We start from the raw sequence: 17,292 nt of genomic DNA on the forward strand, positions 1-17,292 counted from the left end.
CCGTTGCACGGGTGAGGAAGACGCTTCCCTCCTCCCTCGCAAAGCGGGGGAGGTGTCGCGATGCGGATACGCATCGTGACGGAGGGGGCGCTGGCGCCACCCCGCGTTTCCCTAAGGCCTCCGAACGCGTTAAGGCAGGGCATGGCCAAACTTCGCCCGACCAAGACCTTCAAGCCCAAGCCGCCTGCCGGCCTGCCCGATCGCGACACGCTGCTGGCGTTCCTGCGCGACGCGGGCGAGACGGGGAAGGCGGATATCGCCCGGCACTTTGGCCTCAAGGGCGCCGACCGCCGGGCCCTGCGCGAGATGATCCGCGAACTGGAAGCCCAAGGCGCTCTGGCCAAGCGCGGCCGCAAGGGCTTTGCGGAAGCCGGCTACCTGCCCCCGGTCGGGGTGGCCGACGTGGTCGAGCGCGATGGCGACGGCGAGCTCTATGTGAAGCTGACCAAGTCGGACGACGACGTGCCCAATGTCCGCCTGGCGCCCGGCAAGGGCGAGGCCGCCGCCGGCGCGCCGGGCCTGGGCGACCGCCTCCTGGTCCGCTTCGAGCGGCTGGAGACCGGCGAGTTCGAGGCCAAGCTGATCAAGAAGCTGGGCCAGAGCGCCCACAAGATCCTGGGCGTCATCCGCAAGCACCGCCGCGAGGTCCGCGTCGAGCCGGTGGACCGCAAGTCCAAGGAAAGCCTGGTCCTGGACCCCAGCGTCGCCCATGACTTCAAGGACGGCGACCTTGTCCTGGCGCAGGTGGGCACGCACGGCGGCCGCTATGGTCCCAGGCCCGGCAAGGTGCTGGAGGTGGTCGGAACCGAGAACGACCCGCGCGCGGCCTCGCTGATCGCCATCCACAGCCACGGCATCCCCACGGGCTTCTCCGAGGCCGCAGAGGCCGAGGCCAAGACCGCCGTCGAGCCGACGCTGACGGGCCGCGAGGACCTGCGGCACCTGCCGTTCGTGACGATCGACCCCGTGGACGCCCGCGACCACGACGACGCCGTCTTCGCTCACCTCGACGAGGACGCGACCAATGTCGGCGGATGGGTGGTCTGGGTGGCCATCGCCGACGTCGCGGCCTATGTGCGCCCCGGCTCGGCCCTGGACCGCGACGCCCGCGAGAAGGGCAACAGCGTCTACTTCCCCGACCGCGTCGAGCCGATGCTGCCCGAGACCCTGTCGAACGGCCTGTGCTCGCTGCGCGAAAGCGAAAACCGCGCGACCCTGGCCGTGCGGATGGTCTTCGACAAGTCGGGCCGCAAGAAGGGCCACAGGTTCGTGCGCGGCCTGATGCGCTCGGCCGCCAAGCTCTCCTACGAGCAGGCTCAAGCCGCGATCGACGGCCAACCCGACGACAAGACCGGCCCGCTGCTGGACCCGATCCTGAAGCCCCTGTGGGCCGCCTATCACACGATGAAGATCGGCCGCGACGCTCGCTCGCCCCTGGCCATCGAGAGCGACGAGCGCCGCATCATCATTCGCGATGGCGAGATCACTTCGATCACCAAACGCGCTAGCCTCGAAGCTCATAAGCTGATCGAGGAAATGATGGTGCAGGCCAATGTCTGCGCCGCCGAAAGCCTGGAGGCCAAGCGCTCGCCCCTGATCTACCGGGTGCACGACACGCCCAGCCTGGAGAAGGTGCAGAACCTCGCCGACTTCCTGCAGACCCTGGAGATCCGCTGGAGCAAGGGCGAGGCCCCGCAGACCGCGCGCTTCAACAAGCTGTTGGACGAGACGCGCGAGAGCCCCAACGCGGCGATCATCAACGAGGTGGTCCTGCGCACCCAGATGCAGGCCCACTACAGCGCCGACAACATCGGCCACTTCGGTCTGAACCTGGCCAAGTACGCCCACTTCACCAGCCCGATCCGCCGCTATGCCGATCTGATCGTCCACCGGGGCCTGATCCGGGCTCTGGGCCTGGGGACCGATGGCCTGACCGACCAAGACATCGCCCAGATCAAGGACACCGCCGAGGTGATCACCCACGCCGAGCGCCGGGCCATGGCCGCCGAGCGCGACGCTACCGACCGCTACATCGCCGCCTTCCTGGCCGATCGGGTGGGTGCGACGTTCGAAGGCCGGATCACCGGCGTCACCCGCTTTGGCCTGTTCATCAAGCTGACCGACACCGGCGCGGACGGCCTGGTGCCGGTCTCGACCCTGGGCCAGGAATTCTTCGTCCACGACGACAAGATGCACGCCTTGGTCGGCGAGCGAACCGGCAAGCGCTGGCCCCTGGGCATGGGCGTCGAGGTCAAGCTGGTCGAGGCGACGCCGGTCACCGGCGGCCTGTTGTTCGAGATGCTCAGCGATCCGCTGCCGCCCGACCCGAAGATGCCTCGCCCGAGGCTCGGCGCGCGACGCCAGGCGGCGGTGAAACCACGCGGCGGATTGCCCAAGGGCGTACGACGCGGGAAGCGGCGGTAGCGGCGCCCTAGATGCTCCCCCGCGATGCGGGGGAGCTGTCGCAGCGCGACTGAGGGGGCCATCACGGCCGCCATGCAGCTTGCCCCCTCCGGCCCTCTGGGCCACCTCCCCCGCATCGCGGGGGAGGTACTACTTCGCCGCGATCGCCGCTTCGAGCCTGTCGGCCATCATCACCTGATCCGCCACCGACGGGTGCCAATTGCACGATCCGCGATCCATGCCCGTGATCCGTACGGCCTTGGCGCCGGTGCGATCGGCGACCTCGGCGACGTCCTCGGCGAAGGTGTCGCCGGCGATCAGGAACACGCGCGCCTTGGGGCGGCCGGCCTTCAGCGCTTGGATTAAAGCCACATAGCGGTCGCGATAATCTTGGCGCAACGCCACTTCGTTGGCCCACGGCTCTCCAGGGTTCAGCGGCGTCGAGAAGTCGTTGGTGCCGAGGCCAATCACCAGCACATCGGGGCTCCAGGCGTCGTCCGCGCCCACGCGCGGCTGTTCCTTTCCCGGGATCAGGCGCGGAAACAGCACAGGCAGCGGCTGCCCCGGCGCGAGGCCGTTGTAGTTGCGCACGACGCCGCGACCCGAGAAGGCGACGATGCGATAGTCCGCGTCCAGCCGTCGGGCCAGGATCGGCCCGAAGGCTAGGCTGGTATCGGTCAGGTCGTGGATTTGGCTTTCGGTGCACTCGCGGACCGGCGAGCGAACGCCGTAACCGACCGTATGGGAGTCGCCGATGAACTCGATCTTGCGCGGCCGCGTGGGGGCCGGCAGCGCCTTGCCCGCCTCGCCGACGAAGAAGCCCTGGAAGCGCGACGATCCCGACTGGCTCTCCGTCAGCTTGTCCAGCCGCACGACGTGTTCGCCCGCCCCAAGGCGATCCAGCTTCAGACGGGTCTGGCCCGACTTGGTCAGCTCGGCCTTGCGCACGCCGTCGACACTGACCGCCAGGTGCTCGCCGCCGGTGTCGACAACGATCTCGACCGAGGGTCCCGTGAACCGCCCCTCGAAATAGACGCCGGGCCAGCCGAAGTCGTAGCCTCCCTCGGGCGCGGAGGCGACGCGGCCGCCGATGTTGAGCGGCAGTGCGGTCTGGGCAAGGGCGGCGGCGAGGACGAACGCGAGCATGTCCTTTTCTCATCCGGGATGCGCGTCGCGTCAAACCTAGCTATGCAGTCGCCATGCGCGCCGAGATCGAACCCTTCCACGCCATCGCCATCAGCCGTCTGGCCCATCAGCTGAAGATGGAGGGCCGTTCGATCATCCACATGGAGTTCGGCCAGCCCTCCACCGGCGCGCCGAGCAAGGCGCTGGCCAAGGCGCATGAGATTCTCGACCAGGAAGCCATGGGCTATTGGGAAAGCCCGCTTCTGCGCGAGAGGATCGCCCAGCGCTATCAGACGCTGTACGGCGTCACCGTCGCGCCCGAACGGATCATCCTGACCTGCGGCGCCTCGCCGGCCCTGGTGCTGGCGCTGTCCAGCGTGTTCAAGCCCGGCGATCGCATCGCCCTGGCCCGTCCCGGCTATGTCGCCTATCGCAACACGCTGAAGGCCCTGCACCTTGAGCCCGTCGAGATCGCCTGCGGCCCCGAAGACCGTTTCCAACTGACGGCGAAGCACTTGGCCGAGCTTGAACCCGCTCCCGCCGGCGTCATCGTCGCCAGCCCGGCAAATCCGACCGGTACGATCATCGAACCCGAAGAGCTGGAAGCCATCGCCAAGGTCTGCGCCGCGCGCGGCATCCGGATCATCAGCGACGAGATCTATCACGGCCTCAGCTACACCGGCCGCACGCCCTCGATGCTGGAGTTCGCGCCGGATGCGCTGATCGTCAACAGCTTCAGCAAGTACTTCAGCATGGCCGGCTGGCGGCTGGGCTGGTTACTGACGCCGCCGGGCGAGGATCTGGAGCGCGCGCGGGCCTATGTCGGCAACCTGTTCCTGACCGCGCCCTCCCTGGCCCAGCACGCCGGCCTGGCGGCCATGGACTGCATCGACGAGCTGGAAGGCCACATCGCCGTCTATCGCGCCAACCGCCAGTTGATGCTGGACGCCCTGCCGGCCCTGGGTCTCAAGGAAATCGCCCCGCCCGACGGCGCCTTCTACATCTGGGCCAATATCGCCCACCTGACCGACGACTCGCTGGCCTTCTGCGAGGACCTGCTGCGCGACACGGGCGTGGCCACCGCGCCCGGCGTCGACTTCGACCCGGTCGAGGGCAAGCGCTTCATCCGCTTCAGCTTCGCGGTCTCGACGCCCGAGGTCGAAGAGGCCCTGCGGCGGATCACGCCGTGGTTCGAAGCGCGGGCGGCGGCCTAGAAAGCCTCCCCCGCGAGGGGGAGGATCTTTCAGCCCTCTACTTCTTCGCCAGATAGTCCAGCGCCATGAAGGCGTGGGCCTTCACGCCGGTCTCGAACACGGCCTCGTCGACGTCGAAATAGGGCGAGTGGTTGACCGGAACGGTCTCGGCCGGGACGCCCGGCTTGCGGCCGCCCAGCTGGATGAACACGCCCGGCACCTTCTCGGCGTACATCGAGAAGTCCTCGGCGCCGGTGACCAGGGCGGCGTTGTCGTCGACCTTGCCGGGGGAGGCCTTTTCAAGGGTCCCCTTCACCCACTTGCTCAGGGCCGGGTCGTTGTAGGTGACCGGATAGGGCTGGGTGAACACCACCTCGGCCTTGGCGCCGTAGCGGTCGCCGATCGCAGAGACAGACTTCTGCATGCGGGCGATCAGATCCTCGCGGCGCTCCTTGGAGAAGGTCCGCATGGTCCCCTCCATCTTCAGGTCCTCGGGGATGATGTTCTGGCGGAAGCCCATATTGATCGTGGCGATGGTCAGCACCGAAGGCGAGGCGCCGACGTCCACCTGGCGGGCGGCGATCTGGTTGGTGGCCTGGATGATGTCGGCGGCGACGCTGGCCATGTCGATGCCGGCCCAGGGACGGGCGCCGTGGGTCTGGCGGCCCTTGACCGTGATCGTGATGCGGTCCGACGAGGCGTAGAAGCCTTCGGGGCGATAGTTCAGCTCGTGCGGATCGCCGGGGCCGATGTGGACGCCGAACACCGCGTCGACCTTCGGATTTTCCAGCGCTCCGTCACGGATCATCAGCTTGGCGCCGCCCTCCTCGCCGGCCGGAGGGCCTTCCTCGGCGGGTTGGAACAGGAAGACCACCGTGCCCTGAATGTCCTGCTTCATGCCGGCCAGCACCGTGGCCGCGCCCAGCAGCATGGCCACGTGGGTGTCGTGACCGCAGGCGTGCATTACCGGCACCGTGCGGCCTTCCCAGGTGGCCTTGACCTTGGAGGCGAACGGCAGGCCGGTCTTCTCCTCGACCGGCAGGGCGTCCATGTCGGCGCGCAGGGCCACGACCTTGCCGGGCTTGCCGCCCTTCAAGACGCCCACGACGCCGGTCTTGCCGACGTTCTCGCGCACTTCGATGCCCAGGGCGCGGAGCTCCTTGGCGATCAGGGCGGCGGTGCGGACCTCCTGGTTGCCCAGTTCGGGATTCTCATGAATGTCGCGCCGCAAGGCGATGACCTTGGGCTGGACCGCCTTGGCGGCCGTCTCGACCTTGGCGGCCGAAGGCGCAGCCACAGCCGGCGCGCTCATCGCCAAGCCCGCCAGCAGCGCCAGCGTCGAAATCCGTCCGATCATCATCACCCCTCCAGGAAAAGCGGCGCGAGCTTGAGACGCGTCGCTGCGAAGGGTCAAGCCGCAAGCGGCCTTGACGCTACGTCTCCCTATGCAGCCGCGCGGATGGGTCTAACCTTGAGCCTATGAGCCTGCCGCCGATTGACGCGAAATTCGACACGATCAACGACGGCGCGACGCGCGAGACCGGCGTCGCGCTGAAGCCCCGGCATGCGGCCACCCTGATCATTGTGCGGACCGATGGTCCTCAGCCGCGCCTTCTGATGGGCCGCCGCAACCGTGGCCACGCCTTCATGCCCGACAAGTGGGTGTTCCCAGGCGGACGGGTGGACCGCACCGACTACGACGCCCCCAGCGCCACCGAACTCGACACCGAGGTCGTCACGCGCCTGGAGCTGGAGCCCCGCCACCCCAAGCCCGCGCGCCTGGCCCGCGCCCTGGCGCTGGCGGCGGTGCGCGAAACCTTCGAGGAGACGGGCCTCTTGCTCGCCAAGCCCGCGCCGGAGCGACCCGGCGCCGGTCCCTGGCGACCGTTCCTGGCCCAGGGGGCCCTGCCCGACCTGGCGCCGCTGAGCTTCGTAGCCCGCGCCATCACCCCGCCCTATCGCCCCCGCCGCTTCGACGCGCGGTTCTTCATGGCCTCGGCCGAGTCGCTGCTGTCGCTGGACCGCCGCCCCGACTGCGGCGAACTGGACGAGATCGCCTGGGTCGACTTCCAGGAAGCCATGGCCCTGGACCTGCCCAACATCACCCGCTTTGTCGTGCATGAGATTGGCCAGCGGCTGGCGGAGACTGGACGTCCGGCCCCGTTCATGCGCTTCCTGAACGGCAAGCGCCACTTGACGCATCTCTAGCGGTCGGGGGCGTCCTCGCCCTTCGACAGGCTCAGGGTGAGGACGACTTGCGGTGGGGTCCGTCGCGAACCTCATCCTGAGCTTGTCGAAGGACGAGGTTCGCTAACTCTGGGCTCCTTTGGGGAACACCGATGATCGGCTCTCTCATCGCCATGACCCTCGCCGTCACACCGGCCGCGCCCACCGACATCGACAAGCTCGCCTTCTTCAACGGCTGCTGGACGCTGACCCGTCCCAACGGCACGAAGATCGAGGAGCAGTGGCTGGCCCCCGCCGGCGGCGCGATGATCGGCATGAGCCGCAGCGTGCGCGACGGCAAGCTGCGGGAGTTCGAGTTCATGCGCATCGTCCCCGGTGACGACGGCGGCCTGCGCTATGTGGTGATTCCGTCCGGCCAGGCCGAGACGGCGTTCGCCCTGAGGGATGTGGCCGCCAACGCCGTCACCTTCGAGAACCCCACAAACGATTTCCCCCAGCGGATTCTCTACCGGCTGGCGGACAAGAACACGCTGGTGGCGCGGATCGAGGGTTCCGTGAATGGTCAGGAGCGGTCGGCGGACTTTCCTTACAAGCGGTGTCCCGCCGGCAATTGACTTTGAGCCGCCGATGAGTATGTTCCGCGCCTCTCATTTCCAACGCGCGGGAACCTGCGCGACCACCGCAGGGATTCGACCATGGCCAAACCGGCTTCCATCAAGATCCGCCTGAACTCGACGGCGGACACCGGCTTCTTCTACGTCACCAAGAAGAACGCCCGCACCAAGACCGAGAAGATGGTGCTGAAGAAGTACGACCCGGTCATCCGCAAGCACGTCGAGTTCCGCGAAGGCAAGATCAAGTAAGATCGCTTTTCGCGCCACGACATTGAAACGCCCGGCTATCGCTAGCCGGGCGTTTTGTTTTGTCTGGAGTCCGGCGCTGGCGACCCGCTTCGGGGCCGCCAGCGCCGCTAGCCTCAGCAGCCCTCGCCGTAGACCAACGGCCGGCACTTGCCGTCGATGTCGGCGGGGGGCTTCACGCCCGTGACGGCCGCAAGCGTCGGCGCGATGTCGACGGTGTCGAGCGGCAAGACGCGCTCGTGCGGGCTGGCGCCCTTCCACCAAAACAGGATCGGCACACGGCGGTCATAGTCCCAGGGGCTGCCATGGGTCGAGACATAGGTCGGCCCGGCGGTCGCCGGCACGCGGTCCGGGCGGAAGGCCACCAGGATGTCGCCCACCCGGCCCGGATAGATGCTGCGGCGCAGCCGCTCGGCCAGCGACAGCTCCTCGGGCGAGGCGCCGGCCGGCGCGGCCTCCATCGTGAAGAGCGCGTTCGAGTCGAACGCGCCGGCCACGGCGGGGTCGCTGTTGATCAGCGGCAGGGCGGCGGCGGTGATGCGCGCGCGCTCGACGTCCGACACCGCTTTACGATCGGGTCCGACGACATAGATCTGGTCAAGGCCGCCCTCGGCGTTCAGCGGATCCCACGACAGGTCCAGCTGCTTGCGGACCTGGGCGTTCAGCTTGGCGATCCACGGCCGGCCGATGACGCGCTCATAGTCAAAGCCCTCGTCGTGCAGGCGCTCGGCCATGTCGGCGCCGCCGTGATCGGCGCTGAGCGCCACCAGCACCCCGCCCTTCACCTTCTCCAGACTCTTGAGGAAGGCGCCCAGGCGCTCGTCCAGCCGGGCGATCTGGTCGCACATTTCCGGACCGCGCGTTCCGAAACGGTGACCGATGAAGTCGGTGGCCGACAGGCTGACGGTCAGCACATCCACCTGCGGGCCATCGCCCAGCCCGTAAGCCTCGCGCAGGGCCGTCGCCAGCTCCAGTGTCACTTGATCGGTATAGGGACTGGCGTAGAGATCGCGACGCTTGTCCGCTTCGTTGGTCGTAGCGGGCAACGGCAGGGCCGCGCGCCACTTGCGGCCGCCGGTCTCGTAGTCGGCTTCCAAGGCCTTGCAGCGCTTGGCCGAGCCGCCCCCGGTCACTGCGTCGAGCGGGCTGCGGGCATAGTCCCAGACGAACGGCTGCTTCTTCAGATCGGCCGCCAGCTTGGCGTTGAACGCCGCGACAGGTTTCAGGCGCTCTTCGGCGGTTTGCCCCTCGCGGACGAAGGTCGTGAACCCAAAGCCCGGCTGATACCAGAACTGGCCGTCCGCCGCGTGGCCGGACATGGTCAGCGCCCCGCGGTCCTTGCCCGAAACGCCGAACACGCGGCTCTTGGGCGAGACGGCCTTCAGCCAGTCGCCATAGGTGGTGGCCACCATGTTGGCCGGCGAAACCGCCCTGCCCTTGGGGTCATCCGCCAGAGTGACGCTCGGATCGGCCAGGCAATAGACGGTCTTGCCCGTCGTCTTGTCGTACCAATCGTTGGCGCTAATGCCGGTCTTGTTGGGATGCTTGCCCGTCAGCAGAGTCGAGTGGCCAGGGCAGGTCTCGGTGAAGGCGTGCGACTGGTAGCCATTCGGATAGACGATCCCGGCGCTCAGCTGCTTCAGGCCGCCCGTGAACTCGGCCCGATGCTGGGCGTAGAGGTTGGCGCTGAACTGGTCGATCGAGATGACGACCACCAGCTTGGGCGACGGCTTGCTCATGACCGGCTGGGCCTGTGCCACGAAGCCGACGGAAACGGCGGCGGCGATGACGCCGCAGGTAAGCATCTTCTTCATTAGAGCGATTTCGCCCGAAGCCGTCATCCGTGCAAGGACGGAAGCGTTTCAGTCGTGAAATGCGCGCTCGGCGCCCTAGGCTCAGGCGGCCTTGCCGACCACGGCGTTCCGACCGGACGCCTTGGCCTGATAGACGCCTTCGTCGGCGCGCTTGAGCAGGGCTTCGGGCGTATCGCCCTCGCCCGCCGTCGCCGAGACGCCGATCGAGATGGTGACGTTCAGCATTTCCTTGCCGTGGGCCACCTTGAACGGCGAACCGGAGACATGCATCCGGATTCGCTCGGCGATGCGAAGGGCGTCACCCAAGGCGGTGTCAGGCATGATCACCACGAATTCTTCCCCGCCATAGCGGCAAGGCAGATCGATGGCGCGGACGTTCGAGGCCAGACGCAGGGCGAACTCGCGGAGCACCTCGTCGCCGATGTCGTGGCCGAAGGTGTCGTTGATCTTCTTGAAGAAATCGATGTCGATCAGCAGGGCCGAGACCGGATCACCGCCCAGGGTCGCGCGCTTGACCAGCGAGTCGAGCTGGCCGGTCATGTAGCGACGATTGTGCAGGCCGGTCAGTTGGTCGGTGACGGCCAACTCCAGCGAATGATCCAGGTTGTTGCGCAGATAGTCGGTGTAGCGCTTGCGCTGGATCTGCGTCTTGACGCGCGCGGACAGCTCCTGCGGGTCGATTGGGCGCGAAAGGATGTCGTTCACGCCGATTTCCAGCGCCTTGACCATGCGGCCGCGATCATCCGGATCGACCATGGCCAGCACAGGCAACTGGCGGGTCCGTTCCTCGGACCGCAGCGCGGCGGTGAAGCGCAGGCCGTCGAAACCCTTCGCGGCGGCGTTGACGATGACCAGATCGACAGGACCGCTGGCGCTGATCTTCGCCTTCTCAGGATCGCTTTCGACGACCGGGCGATGCTCGACGCCCAGTTCGGCGGCGACGCGTTGAGCCTGGCGCTCGTTGTCGTCGACAATTAGAACCCGGCCGCCCAGGCCGTCCAGACGCGCGGCGGCGCCGGCGATAACGCCAATGCGGCGGCCCGAGGCCTCGCGCTGGCGCAGTTCGTCGATGACCAGCTTGAAACGGGTCAGGCTGCGCACGCGGGCGAACAGCATGACGTCGTCGATCGGCTTGGTCAGGAAGTCCGAGGCGCCCGACTCCAGGCCTTGGATGCGGTCGCCACGCCCATCGAGCGCGGTGATCAGCACCACCGGAATGTGGCGGGTGACCGGATCGTCCTTCAGCTTCCGGCAGACGGTAAAGCCGTCCATGCCGGGCATCATGACGTCCAGCAGAATGATGTCGGGCAGATCGCGGGCGGCCATGGCCAGGGCCGTCGGCCCGTCCATGGCGGTGGAAACCTCATAGTACTCAGCCGTCAGCTTGGCCTCGAGCAGGCGGACATTGGCCTCGATGTCGTCGACGACGAGGATCCGGGCGCTCATGCAGGCTGCCTTTCGAGCAGGCGCTTGATGGTGTCGAGGAAGTGCACGACCGAGATCGGCTTGGAGATGTAGGCCTCACAGCCGCCCTCGCGGATGCGCTCCTCATCGCCCTTCATGGCGAAGGCGGTCACCGCCACCACCGGAATGTGGGCCAGGTCGTCGTCTTCCTTCAGCCACTTGGTGACCTCCAGGCCCGAGATCTCGGGGAGCTGGATGTCCATCAGAATCAGGTCTGGCTTGTTTTCGCGGGCAATGGATAGCGCCGACAGACCCTCGCGGGTCTGCAGGGTCTCATAACCCTGGGCTTCGAGCAGATCATGAAAGAGCTTCATGTTCAGCTCGTTATCCTCCACGATGAGGACCTTCTTCGTCATCCTTACCCCGACCATGCGGTCACGTGGCGACGCCTAGGGATTCGCGCCGTCTTCCAGAACCTGATCGCACGGATATCCTTAAGCCCGCGCTAATCGCGTTCAGCCCTAACGATCCGAGCTCATGGAACCGCGTTACTCCGACCTCCAGGCCTGCGTCATCTCGGCCACCGCGCCCTTGGTCATCGTCGATGTCGACGAGGTACTGGCGCAATTCATGCGCGGCTTCGGAGCCTTCGTCGCCCGCCAAGGCTTTGAATTGCGCGTCGACCGCTTCGCCCTTTTCCAGAACATCTATCGCCCCGGCGAAACCGAACACTTGGACATGATCGCCGGCAAAGCCCTGTTCGACGACTTCTTCCGCGACGGGGCCGATGACCTGGATCCGGCGCATGGAGCAGCCGACGCCCTCGCCGACCTGTCGACCCGCGCCGAAGTGGTGATTCTGACCAATGCGCCGGAGCACGGCCGGATCGCGCGCGCCAAGTGGCTGAAGACGCACGGTTTCGACTATCCGCTGGTGATCAACAGCGGCCCCAAGGGTCCGCCCGCAGCGGAGCTGGCCTCGCGCACGACCGGTCCGGTCGTTTTCATCGACGACCTTTTGCCGCAGCTGGAATCGGTGGCCAACAGCGCCCCGCAGGTCGGGCGCTTCCAGATGGTCAGCGACGAACGCCTGCGCCCGTTCGCCCCCTCCGCGCCAGATCGTCATGCTCGCATTGACGAATGGCCCACCCTCAAGACCGCGCTCGAGGAGCGCCTTTTCCGATGATCCGCTTTGGCGTGGACTTTGGCGGCACCAAGATCGAAGTCGCCGCGCTGAATGCGGGCGGCGACTTCGTGGCCCGGGTGCGCAAGCCCAACCCGGGAAACTATGAAGAGGCTCTGGAGGTCGTCGCCGCGCTGGTCGCCGACGCGGAGTCGATGGCGGGCGCCAGTTGCGCGCGACTGGGCTTGGGGATTCCCGGCTCGATCTCGCCTCGCACGGGCCTGATCCGCAACGCCAACAGCACATACCTGAACGGCCGTCCGTTTGGAGAAGACCTGGAAACCCGCCTGGCGCGGCCAGTGCGCCTGGCGAACGACGCCAATTGCCTGGCCCTGTCGGAAGCCGCTGACGGCGCGGGCGCCGGCGCGTCCGTCGTCTTCGCCGCCATCACCGGCACCGGCTGCGGCGGCGGGGTGGTCGTCGACGGCAAAATCCTCAATGGCCACAACGGGATCGCCGGAGAATGGGGCCATTCCCCCCTCCCCTGGCCCGGGCCCGCGGAATATCCTGGTCCCGACTGCTGGTGTGGCCGCAAGGGCTGCCTGGAGACCTGGATCGCCGGCCCCGCCTTCGCCCGTGACGCCGGCTTCGCAAACGGACAGGCGGCGATGCAGGCGATCAGCGAAGGCGACGAGAAGGCCAGCGCAGCGCTGGATCGCTATGTCGACCGTCTGGCGCGCTCGCTGGCCGTGGTCTGCGACCTGATCGACCCCGACGTGATCGTTCTGGGCGGCGGCATGTCGAACGTCGACGCCCTGTACGAGCGCCTGCCGGCCGCGATCGCGCCGCACGTGTTCTCCGACGTCTTCGAGACCCCGGTCCGCAAGGCCCGCCACGGCGACAGCTCGGGCGTGCGCGGCGCCGTCTGGCTTTGGCCGCCTGAGGCCTAGGCGCCAGCATGAAGTCCCTGTGCCGCGATTGCGGATGGACCGGCGAGACCAAGGTCGCGCGCTGTCCGTCCTGCGCCTCGCCACGCACGGTGTTCCACGAGGAGCTGGGGACTCTCTCCATCGCGCACATGGACTGCGACGCCTTCTACGCCTCGGTGGAGAAGCGCGACGACCCGTCCCTGCGCGACCTGCCGGTGATCATCGGCGGCGGCAAGCGGGGCGTGGTCACCACCGCCTGCTACATCGCCCGGATGAGCGGCGCCAAATCGGCCATGCCCATGTTCAAGGCGCTGAAGCTGTGCCCCGACGCTGTGGTCATCAAGCCCAACTTCGCCAAGTATAAGGAAGAGAGCCGGCGGATCCACGAGAAGCTCGACAGGCTCACCCCGCTGATCCAGCCGCTGAGCCTGGATGAGGCGTGGATCGACCTGACGGGCACCGAGCGCCTGCACGGCGCCACGCCGGCCGAAATGCTGTCCCGGCTGCAGGCCGAGATCGAGCGCGACATCGGCCTGACGGTTTCGGTGGGCCTGGCTCCGAACAAGTTCCTGGCCAAGATCGCCTCGGAGCTGGACAAGCCGCGCGGCTTCTCGGCGATCGGTGCGGCCGAGGCGCAGGCCTTCCTGGCCAGCAAGCCAGTCAACATCCTGCCTGGGGTGGGTCCGGCCACAGTCGCATCCCTGGCCGAAATCGGCCTGCGCACCGTAGGCGACATCGCCGCCGCCGACCTGAAGCTCCTGGCCAATCGCCTGGGCTCGGGCGGCATGCGGCTGCATCGCCTCGCGCACGGCCAGGACAGCCGCATCGTCGACCCCGACCAGGCCCGCAAGACCATCAGCGCCGAGACCACCTTCAACGACGACCTGCACAAGCGCGAGGATCTTGAGGACGAGTTGTGGCCCCTCTGTGAGAAGGTCGCCAAGCAGGCGCGCAAGGAAGGCGTCGCTGGCCGCGTCGCGACGCTGAAACTACGCACCCCAGACTTCAAGATCCACACGCGCCGCCGCACGCTGGCGGTGCCGACCCAGACAGCACGCACCCTATTCCAGGTGGCGCGCGAGCTCCTGGCCGCCGAACCACGGGGTCTCGCCTATCGCCTGATCGGCGCGGGCCTGACCGAGTTCGTCGACGCCGACACGGCCGGGGCGGACATGTTCGCGGACGACGAGCGCCGCGCCCTGAAGAGCGAAACCGCCATCGACGCCCTGCGCGGCAAGTTCGGCGCCGCCGCCGTCGTCACCGGCCGCGCGCTGAAGGGGCGGTAAGCGGGCGCCCACTTGCATGACGGGACCTCGGCCACCATCTGGACGCTTCATCGTTGGAACCGTTCGCGCGCGGCCTTCGCTCTCCCAAACGTGAAGCCGAAAACCGAGGCGCCTCTGTGCTAAAGCGGCGCAGTGGTGCTTCGGGCTCTTCCAAAGCCGCCGCGTTTCCATATCTAATCCATGGCAGGCGGGTGATTTGCCCGCCGGGAGAGAACAAGTCGATGGCCGAGCGGAAGCAAGGCGGGCAAGGTAACGGCGTCGGGTCGTCGGTCGTCACGGAAGTGAAGCCGAAGACACAGAAGCCTTCGCTCTATCGAGTTCTAATTCTCAACGACGACTACACTCCCATGGAGTTCGTCGTCTACGTGCTCGAACGGTTCTTTAACAAGTCGCGTGAAGACGCTACTCGCATCATGCTGCACGTTCACCAGAACGGTGTCGGTGTCTGCGGTGTCTACACTTACGAAGTCGCAGAAACCAAGGTCGCCCAAGTCATCGACTCGGCGCGACGCCATCAGCACCCCCTGCAGTGCACCATGGAAAAGGACTGAGGAGCCTCCCCCGTTGCCCTCTTTTTCGCGCCCCCTGGAAGAGTCCCTGCACCGCGCCGTCGCGTACGCCAACCAGCGCAAGCACGAGTACGCGACGCTGGAGCACCTTCTGCTTTCCCTCACCGATGACGAGGACGCCGCCGGCGTGATGCGGGCGTGCGATGTCGACCTCGCCGCGCTGAAGAAGAGCCTGTCGAACTATCTCGACGTCGAATTAACCTCGCTCGTCGTCGACGATGACGAGGACGCCAAGCCGACCGCCGGCTTCCAGCGCGTCATCCAGCGCGCGGTGATACACGTCCAGTCGTCTGGCCGCGAGGAAGTGACCGGCGCCAATGTGCTGGTCGCCATCTTCTCCGAACGCGAAAGCCACGCCGCCTATTTCCTGCAGGAGCAGGACATGACGCGGTACGACGCGGTGAATTTCATCGCCCACGGTATCGCCAAGAAGGCCGGCGCCTCTGAATCCAAAGCCGTCAAGGGCGCGAGCTCCGGCTCCAACGCCACCGAGGAGGACGGCGAGAAGTCGACCACCAAGACCGGCGGCGAGGCGCTTGAGGCCTATTGTGTCGACCTCAACGAGAAGGCTCGCCAGGGCAAGGTCGACCCGCTGATCGGCCGCGCCAACGAGGTCGAGCGCGCGATCCAGATCCTGTGCCGTCGCACCAAGAACAACCCGCTGCTGGTGGGCGATCCGGGCGTGGGCAAGACCGCCATCGCCGAGGGCCTGGCCCGCAAGATCGTCACCCACCAGGTCCCCGAGGTCCTGGAAGGCGCCACCATCTACTCGCTCGACATGGGCGCGCTGCTGGCCGGCACCCGCTATCGCGGCGACTTCGAGGAACGCCTGAAACAGGTGGTCAAGGAACTGGAGAACCACCCGAACGCGGTGCTGTTCATCGACGAGATCCACACCGTGATCGGCGCCGGCGCGACCAGCGGCGGGGCGATGGACGCCAGCAACCTGCTGAAGCCCGCCCTGGCTTCGGGCACCCTGCGCTGCATGGGCTCGACCACCTACAAGGAGTTCCGCCAGCACTTCGAGAAGGATCGGGCCCTGGTCCGTCGCTTCCAGAAGATCGACGTCAACGAACCGACGGTGGAAGACACCATCAAGATCCTCAAGGGCTTGAAGACCTACTACGAGGACTTCCACAAGCTGAAGTACACCAACGACGCCCTCAAGGTCGCCGTGGAGCTGTCGGCCAAGTACATCACCGACCGCAAGCTGCCCGACAAGGCGATCGACGTGATCGACGAGGCTGGGGCTTCGCAGATGCTGCTGCCGGAAAGCCGCCGCAAGAAGACCATCGGCGTGAAGGAGATCGAAAGCGTCGTCGCCAAGATCGCCCGCATTCCGCCGAAGTCGGTCAGCAAGTCGGACACCGAGGCGCTGAAGGAGCTGGAAAGCGACCTCAAGCGCGCCGTGTTCGGCCAGGACGAGGCCCTGAGCCAACTGGCCGCCGCCATGAAGCTGGCCCGCGCCGGCCTGCGTGAACCGAACAAACCGATCGGCTCGTATCTGTTCAGCGGTCCGACCGGCGTCGGCAAGACCGAAGCCGCCAAGCAGCTGGCCCAGACCCTGGGCATCGAGATGCTGCGCTTCGACATGTCGGAGTACATGGAACGCCACACCGTGAGCCGCCTGATCGGCGCCCCTCCCGGCTATGTCGGCTTCGACCAGGGCGGTCAGCTGACCGACGCGGTCGACCAGCACCCGCACGCCGTCGTCCTGCTCGACGAGATCGAGAAGGCGCACGGGGATGTCTACAACATCCTGCTGCAGGTGATGGATAACGGCACCCTGACCGACAGCAACGGCAAGAAGGTCGACTTCCGCAACGTGGTCCTGATCATGACCACCAATGCGGGCGCGTCCGACGCCCAGCGTAACTCGATCGGCTTTGGCCGCAGCAAGGTCGAAGGCGAGGAAGAGGCCGCGCTCAAGCGCCTGTTCACGCCGGAGTTCCGCAACCGCCTGGACGCCGTCGTGGCCTTCAAACCCCTGACGCCGGAGATCATCCGCCAGGTGGTGCAGAAGTTCGTCATGCAGCTGGAAGCCCAACTGGCCGACCGCAACATCACGATCGAACTCAGTGACGACGCCGCCGACTGGCTGGCCAAGAACGGCTTCGACGAGCTCTATGGCGCCCGTCCGCTGGCCCGGGTCATCCAGGAGCACATCAAGAAGCCCCTCGCCGACGACATCCTGTTTGGACGTCTGGTGCGCGGCGGCCACGTCAAGGTCGTGCTCAAGGACAGCAAGATCGACTTCGAGATCGACGCCTCGGCCGCGCCCAAGGCTGGCAAGACCGACGAAGCCGAACCGGCCCTGGCCGAATAGGCCAGCGACCAGCTCTAAAGCGAAAGGCCCGGAGCGATCCGGGCCTTTTTGCTGTCTAGGCAAAGGTTGTCACG

General features: G+C 66.9%; 15 protein-coding genes and 2 pseudogenes. 12 read left to right on the forward strand and 5 right to left on the reverse strand.

All coding sequences use genetic code 11. The features are described 5' to 3' along the window. Positions 1 to 141 precede the first annotated feature (141 nt). Complete coding sequence (gene rnr, locus ACT53N_RS17015; RefSeq protein WP_476064998.1) at positions 142 to 2,424, forward strand: ribonuclease R; 2,283 nt, start codon at positions 142 to 144, stop codon at positions 2,422 to 2,424. Positions 2,425 to 2,553: 129 nt separating this feature from the next. Here the strand turns inward: rnr and ACT53N_RS17020 are convergent, their stop codons facing one another. Continuing rightward, positions 2,554 to 3,549, reverse strand: coding sequence for an SGNH/GDSL hydrolase family protein (locus tag ACT53N_RS17020; protein ID WP_476064999.1), 996 nt, complete (start codon positions 3,547 to 3,549; stop codon positions 2,554 to 2,556). A gap of 53 nt (positions 3,550 to 3,602) precedes the next feature. Here ACT53N_RS17020 and ACT53N_RS17025 point away from each other — a divergent pair, with 53 nt between their 5' ends. Then, on the forward strand, positions 3,603 to 4,742 hold the full coding sequence (locus tag ACT53N_RS17025) for a pyridoxal phosphate-dependent aminotransferase (protein WP_476065000.1): 1,140 nt from the start codon (positions 3,603 to 3,605) through the stop codon (positions 4,740 to 4,742). A 37-nt stretch (positions 4,743 to 4,779) separates the two neighbouring features. Here the strand turns inward: ACT53N_RS17025 and ACT53N_RS17030 are convergent, their stop codons facing one another. After that, positions 4,780 to 6,078: a M20 family metallopeptidase gene (locus ACT53N_RS17030; protein ID WP_476065001.1), complete on the reverse strand. Its 1,299-nt coding sequence runs from the start codon at positions 6,076 to 6,078 to the stop codon at positions 4,780 to 4,782. A 122-nt stretch (positions 6,079 to 6,200) separates the two neighbouring features. On the opposite strand from ACT53N_RS17030, the gene ACT53N_RS17035 reads away from it, so the two are divergent. The 4 genes and pseudogenes from ACT53N_RS17035 to rpmG all read left to right on the forward strand — a co-directional run bounded on the left by ACT53N_RS17035 (position 6,201) and on the right by rpmG (position 7,771). After that, complete coding sequence (locus tag ACT53N_RS17035) at positions 6,201 to 6,929, forward strand: NUDIX hydrolase (protein ID WP_476065002.1); 729 nt, start codon at positions 6,201 to 6,203, stop codon at positions 6,927 to 6,929. Positions 6,930 to 6,944: 15 nt separating this feature from the next. Further along, positions 6,945 to 7,035: pseudogene (locus tag ACT53N_RS17040) on the forward strand (hypothetical protein); the annotation flags it as partial. 46 nt (positions 7,036 to 7,081) lie between these two features. Next, a complete protein-coding gene (locus tag ACT53N_RS17045) occupies positions 7,082 to 7,522 on the forward strand; it encodes a DUF6265 family protein (RefSeq protein WP_476065138.1) in 441 nt (146 codons plus the stop codon). A gap of 81 nt (positions 7,523 to 7,603) precedes the next feature. Continuing rightward, positions 7,604 to 7,771, forward strand: a complete 168-nt coding sequence (gene rpmG, locus ACT53N_RS17050; RefSeq protein ID WP_010920317.1) for a 50S ribosomal protein L33 — start codon at positions 7,604 to 7,606, stop codon at positions 7,769 to 7,771. A 113-nt stretch (positions 7,772 to 7,884) separates the two neighbouring features. Here rpmG and phoY read toward each other — a convergent pair whose 3' ends face one another. From phoY to divK, 3 genes are all read right to left on the reverse strand, one after another. After that, positions 7,885 to 9,573: an alkaline phosphatase PhoY gene (phoY, locus tag ACT53N_RS17055; RefSeq protein WP_476065139.1), complete on the reverse strand. Its 1,689-nt coding sequence runs from the start codon at positions 9,571 to 9,573 to the stop codon at positions 7,885 to 7,887. Between the two features lie 90 nt (positions 9,574 to 9,663). Continuing rightward, a complete protein-coding gene (locus tag ACT53N_RS17060) occupies positions 9,664 to 11,028 on the reverse strand; it encodes a PleD family two-component system response regulator (RefSeq protein ID WP_476065003.1) in 1,365 nt (454 codons plus the stop codon). Next, the gene (gene divK / locus ACT53N_RS17065) at positions 11,025 to 11,402 is read right to left on the reverse strand and encodes a cell-cycle response regulator DivK (protein ID WP_096051803.1); all 378 of its coding nucleotides are present in this window, start codon (positions 11,400 to 11,402) and stop codon (positions 11,025 to 11,027) included. Before divK ends, ACT53N_RS17060 begins: the two co-directional genes overlap by 4 nt. Before the next feature lie 121 nt (positions 11,403 to 11,523). Between divK and ACT53N_RS17070 the strand changes: the two genes are divergently transcribed. The 6 genes and pseudogenes from ACT53N_RS17070 to clpA all read left to right on the forward strand — a co-directional run bounded on the left by ACT53N_RS17070 (position 11,524) and on the right by clpA (position 17,218). After that, entirely contained in the window at positions 11,524 to 12,171 is a 648-nt protein-coding gene (locus ACT53N_RS17070; RefSeq protein WP_476065004.1) for a hypothetical protein, read from the forward strand. Next, positions 12,168 to 13,058, forward strand: a complete 891-nt coding sequence (locus ACT53N_RS17075) for an ROK family protein (protein ID WP_476065005.1) — start codon at positions 12,168 to 12,170, stop codon at positions 13,056 to 13,058. The genes ACT53N_RS17070 and ACT53N_RS17075 overlap by 4 nt, the downstream gene beginning before the upstream one ends. Positions 13,059 to 13,066: 8 nt before the next feature. After that, entirely contained in the window at positions 13,067 to 14,323 is a 1,257-nt protein-coding gene (locus ACT53N_RS17080) for a DNA polymerase IV (protein WP_476065006.1), read from the forward strand. Positions 14,324 to 14,361: 38 nt separating this feature from the next. Then, positions 14,362 to 14,502, forward strand: a pseudogene (locus ACT53N_RS17085) (hypothetical protein); the annotation flags it as partial. 42 nt (positions 14,503 to 14,544) lie between these two features. After that, positions 14,545 to 14,874 (forward strand): ATP-dependent Clp protease adapter ClpS, encoded by a 330-nt coding sequence (gene clpS / locus ACT53N_RS17090; protein WP_012640501.1) that lies wholly within the window; start codon positions 14,545 to 14,547, stop codon positions 14,872 to 14,874. Between the two features lie 13 nt (positions 14,875 to 14,887). Beyond that, complete coding sequence (gene clpA, locus ACT53N_RS17095; RefSeq protein WP_476065007.1) at positions 14,888 to 17,218, forward strand: ATP-dependent Clp protease ATP-binding subunit ClpA; 2,331 nt, start codon at positions 14,888 to 14,890, stop codon at positions 17,216 to 17,218. Positions 17,219 to 17,292: the final 74 nt, after the last annotated feature.

The sequence above is a fragment of the Caulobacter sp. DMC95 genome, assembly GCF_056313785.1.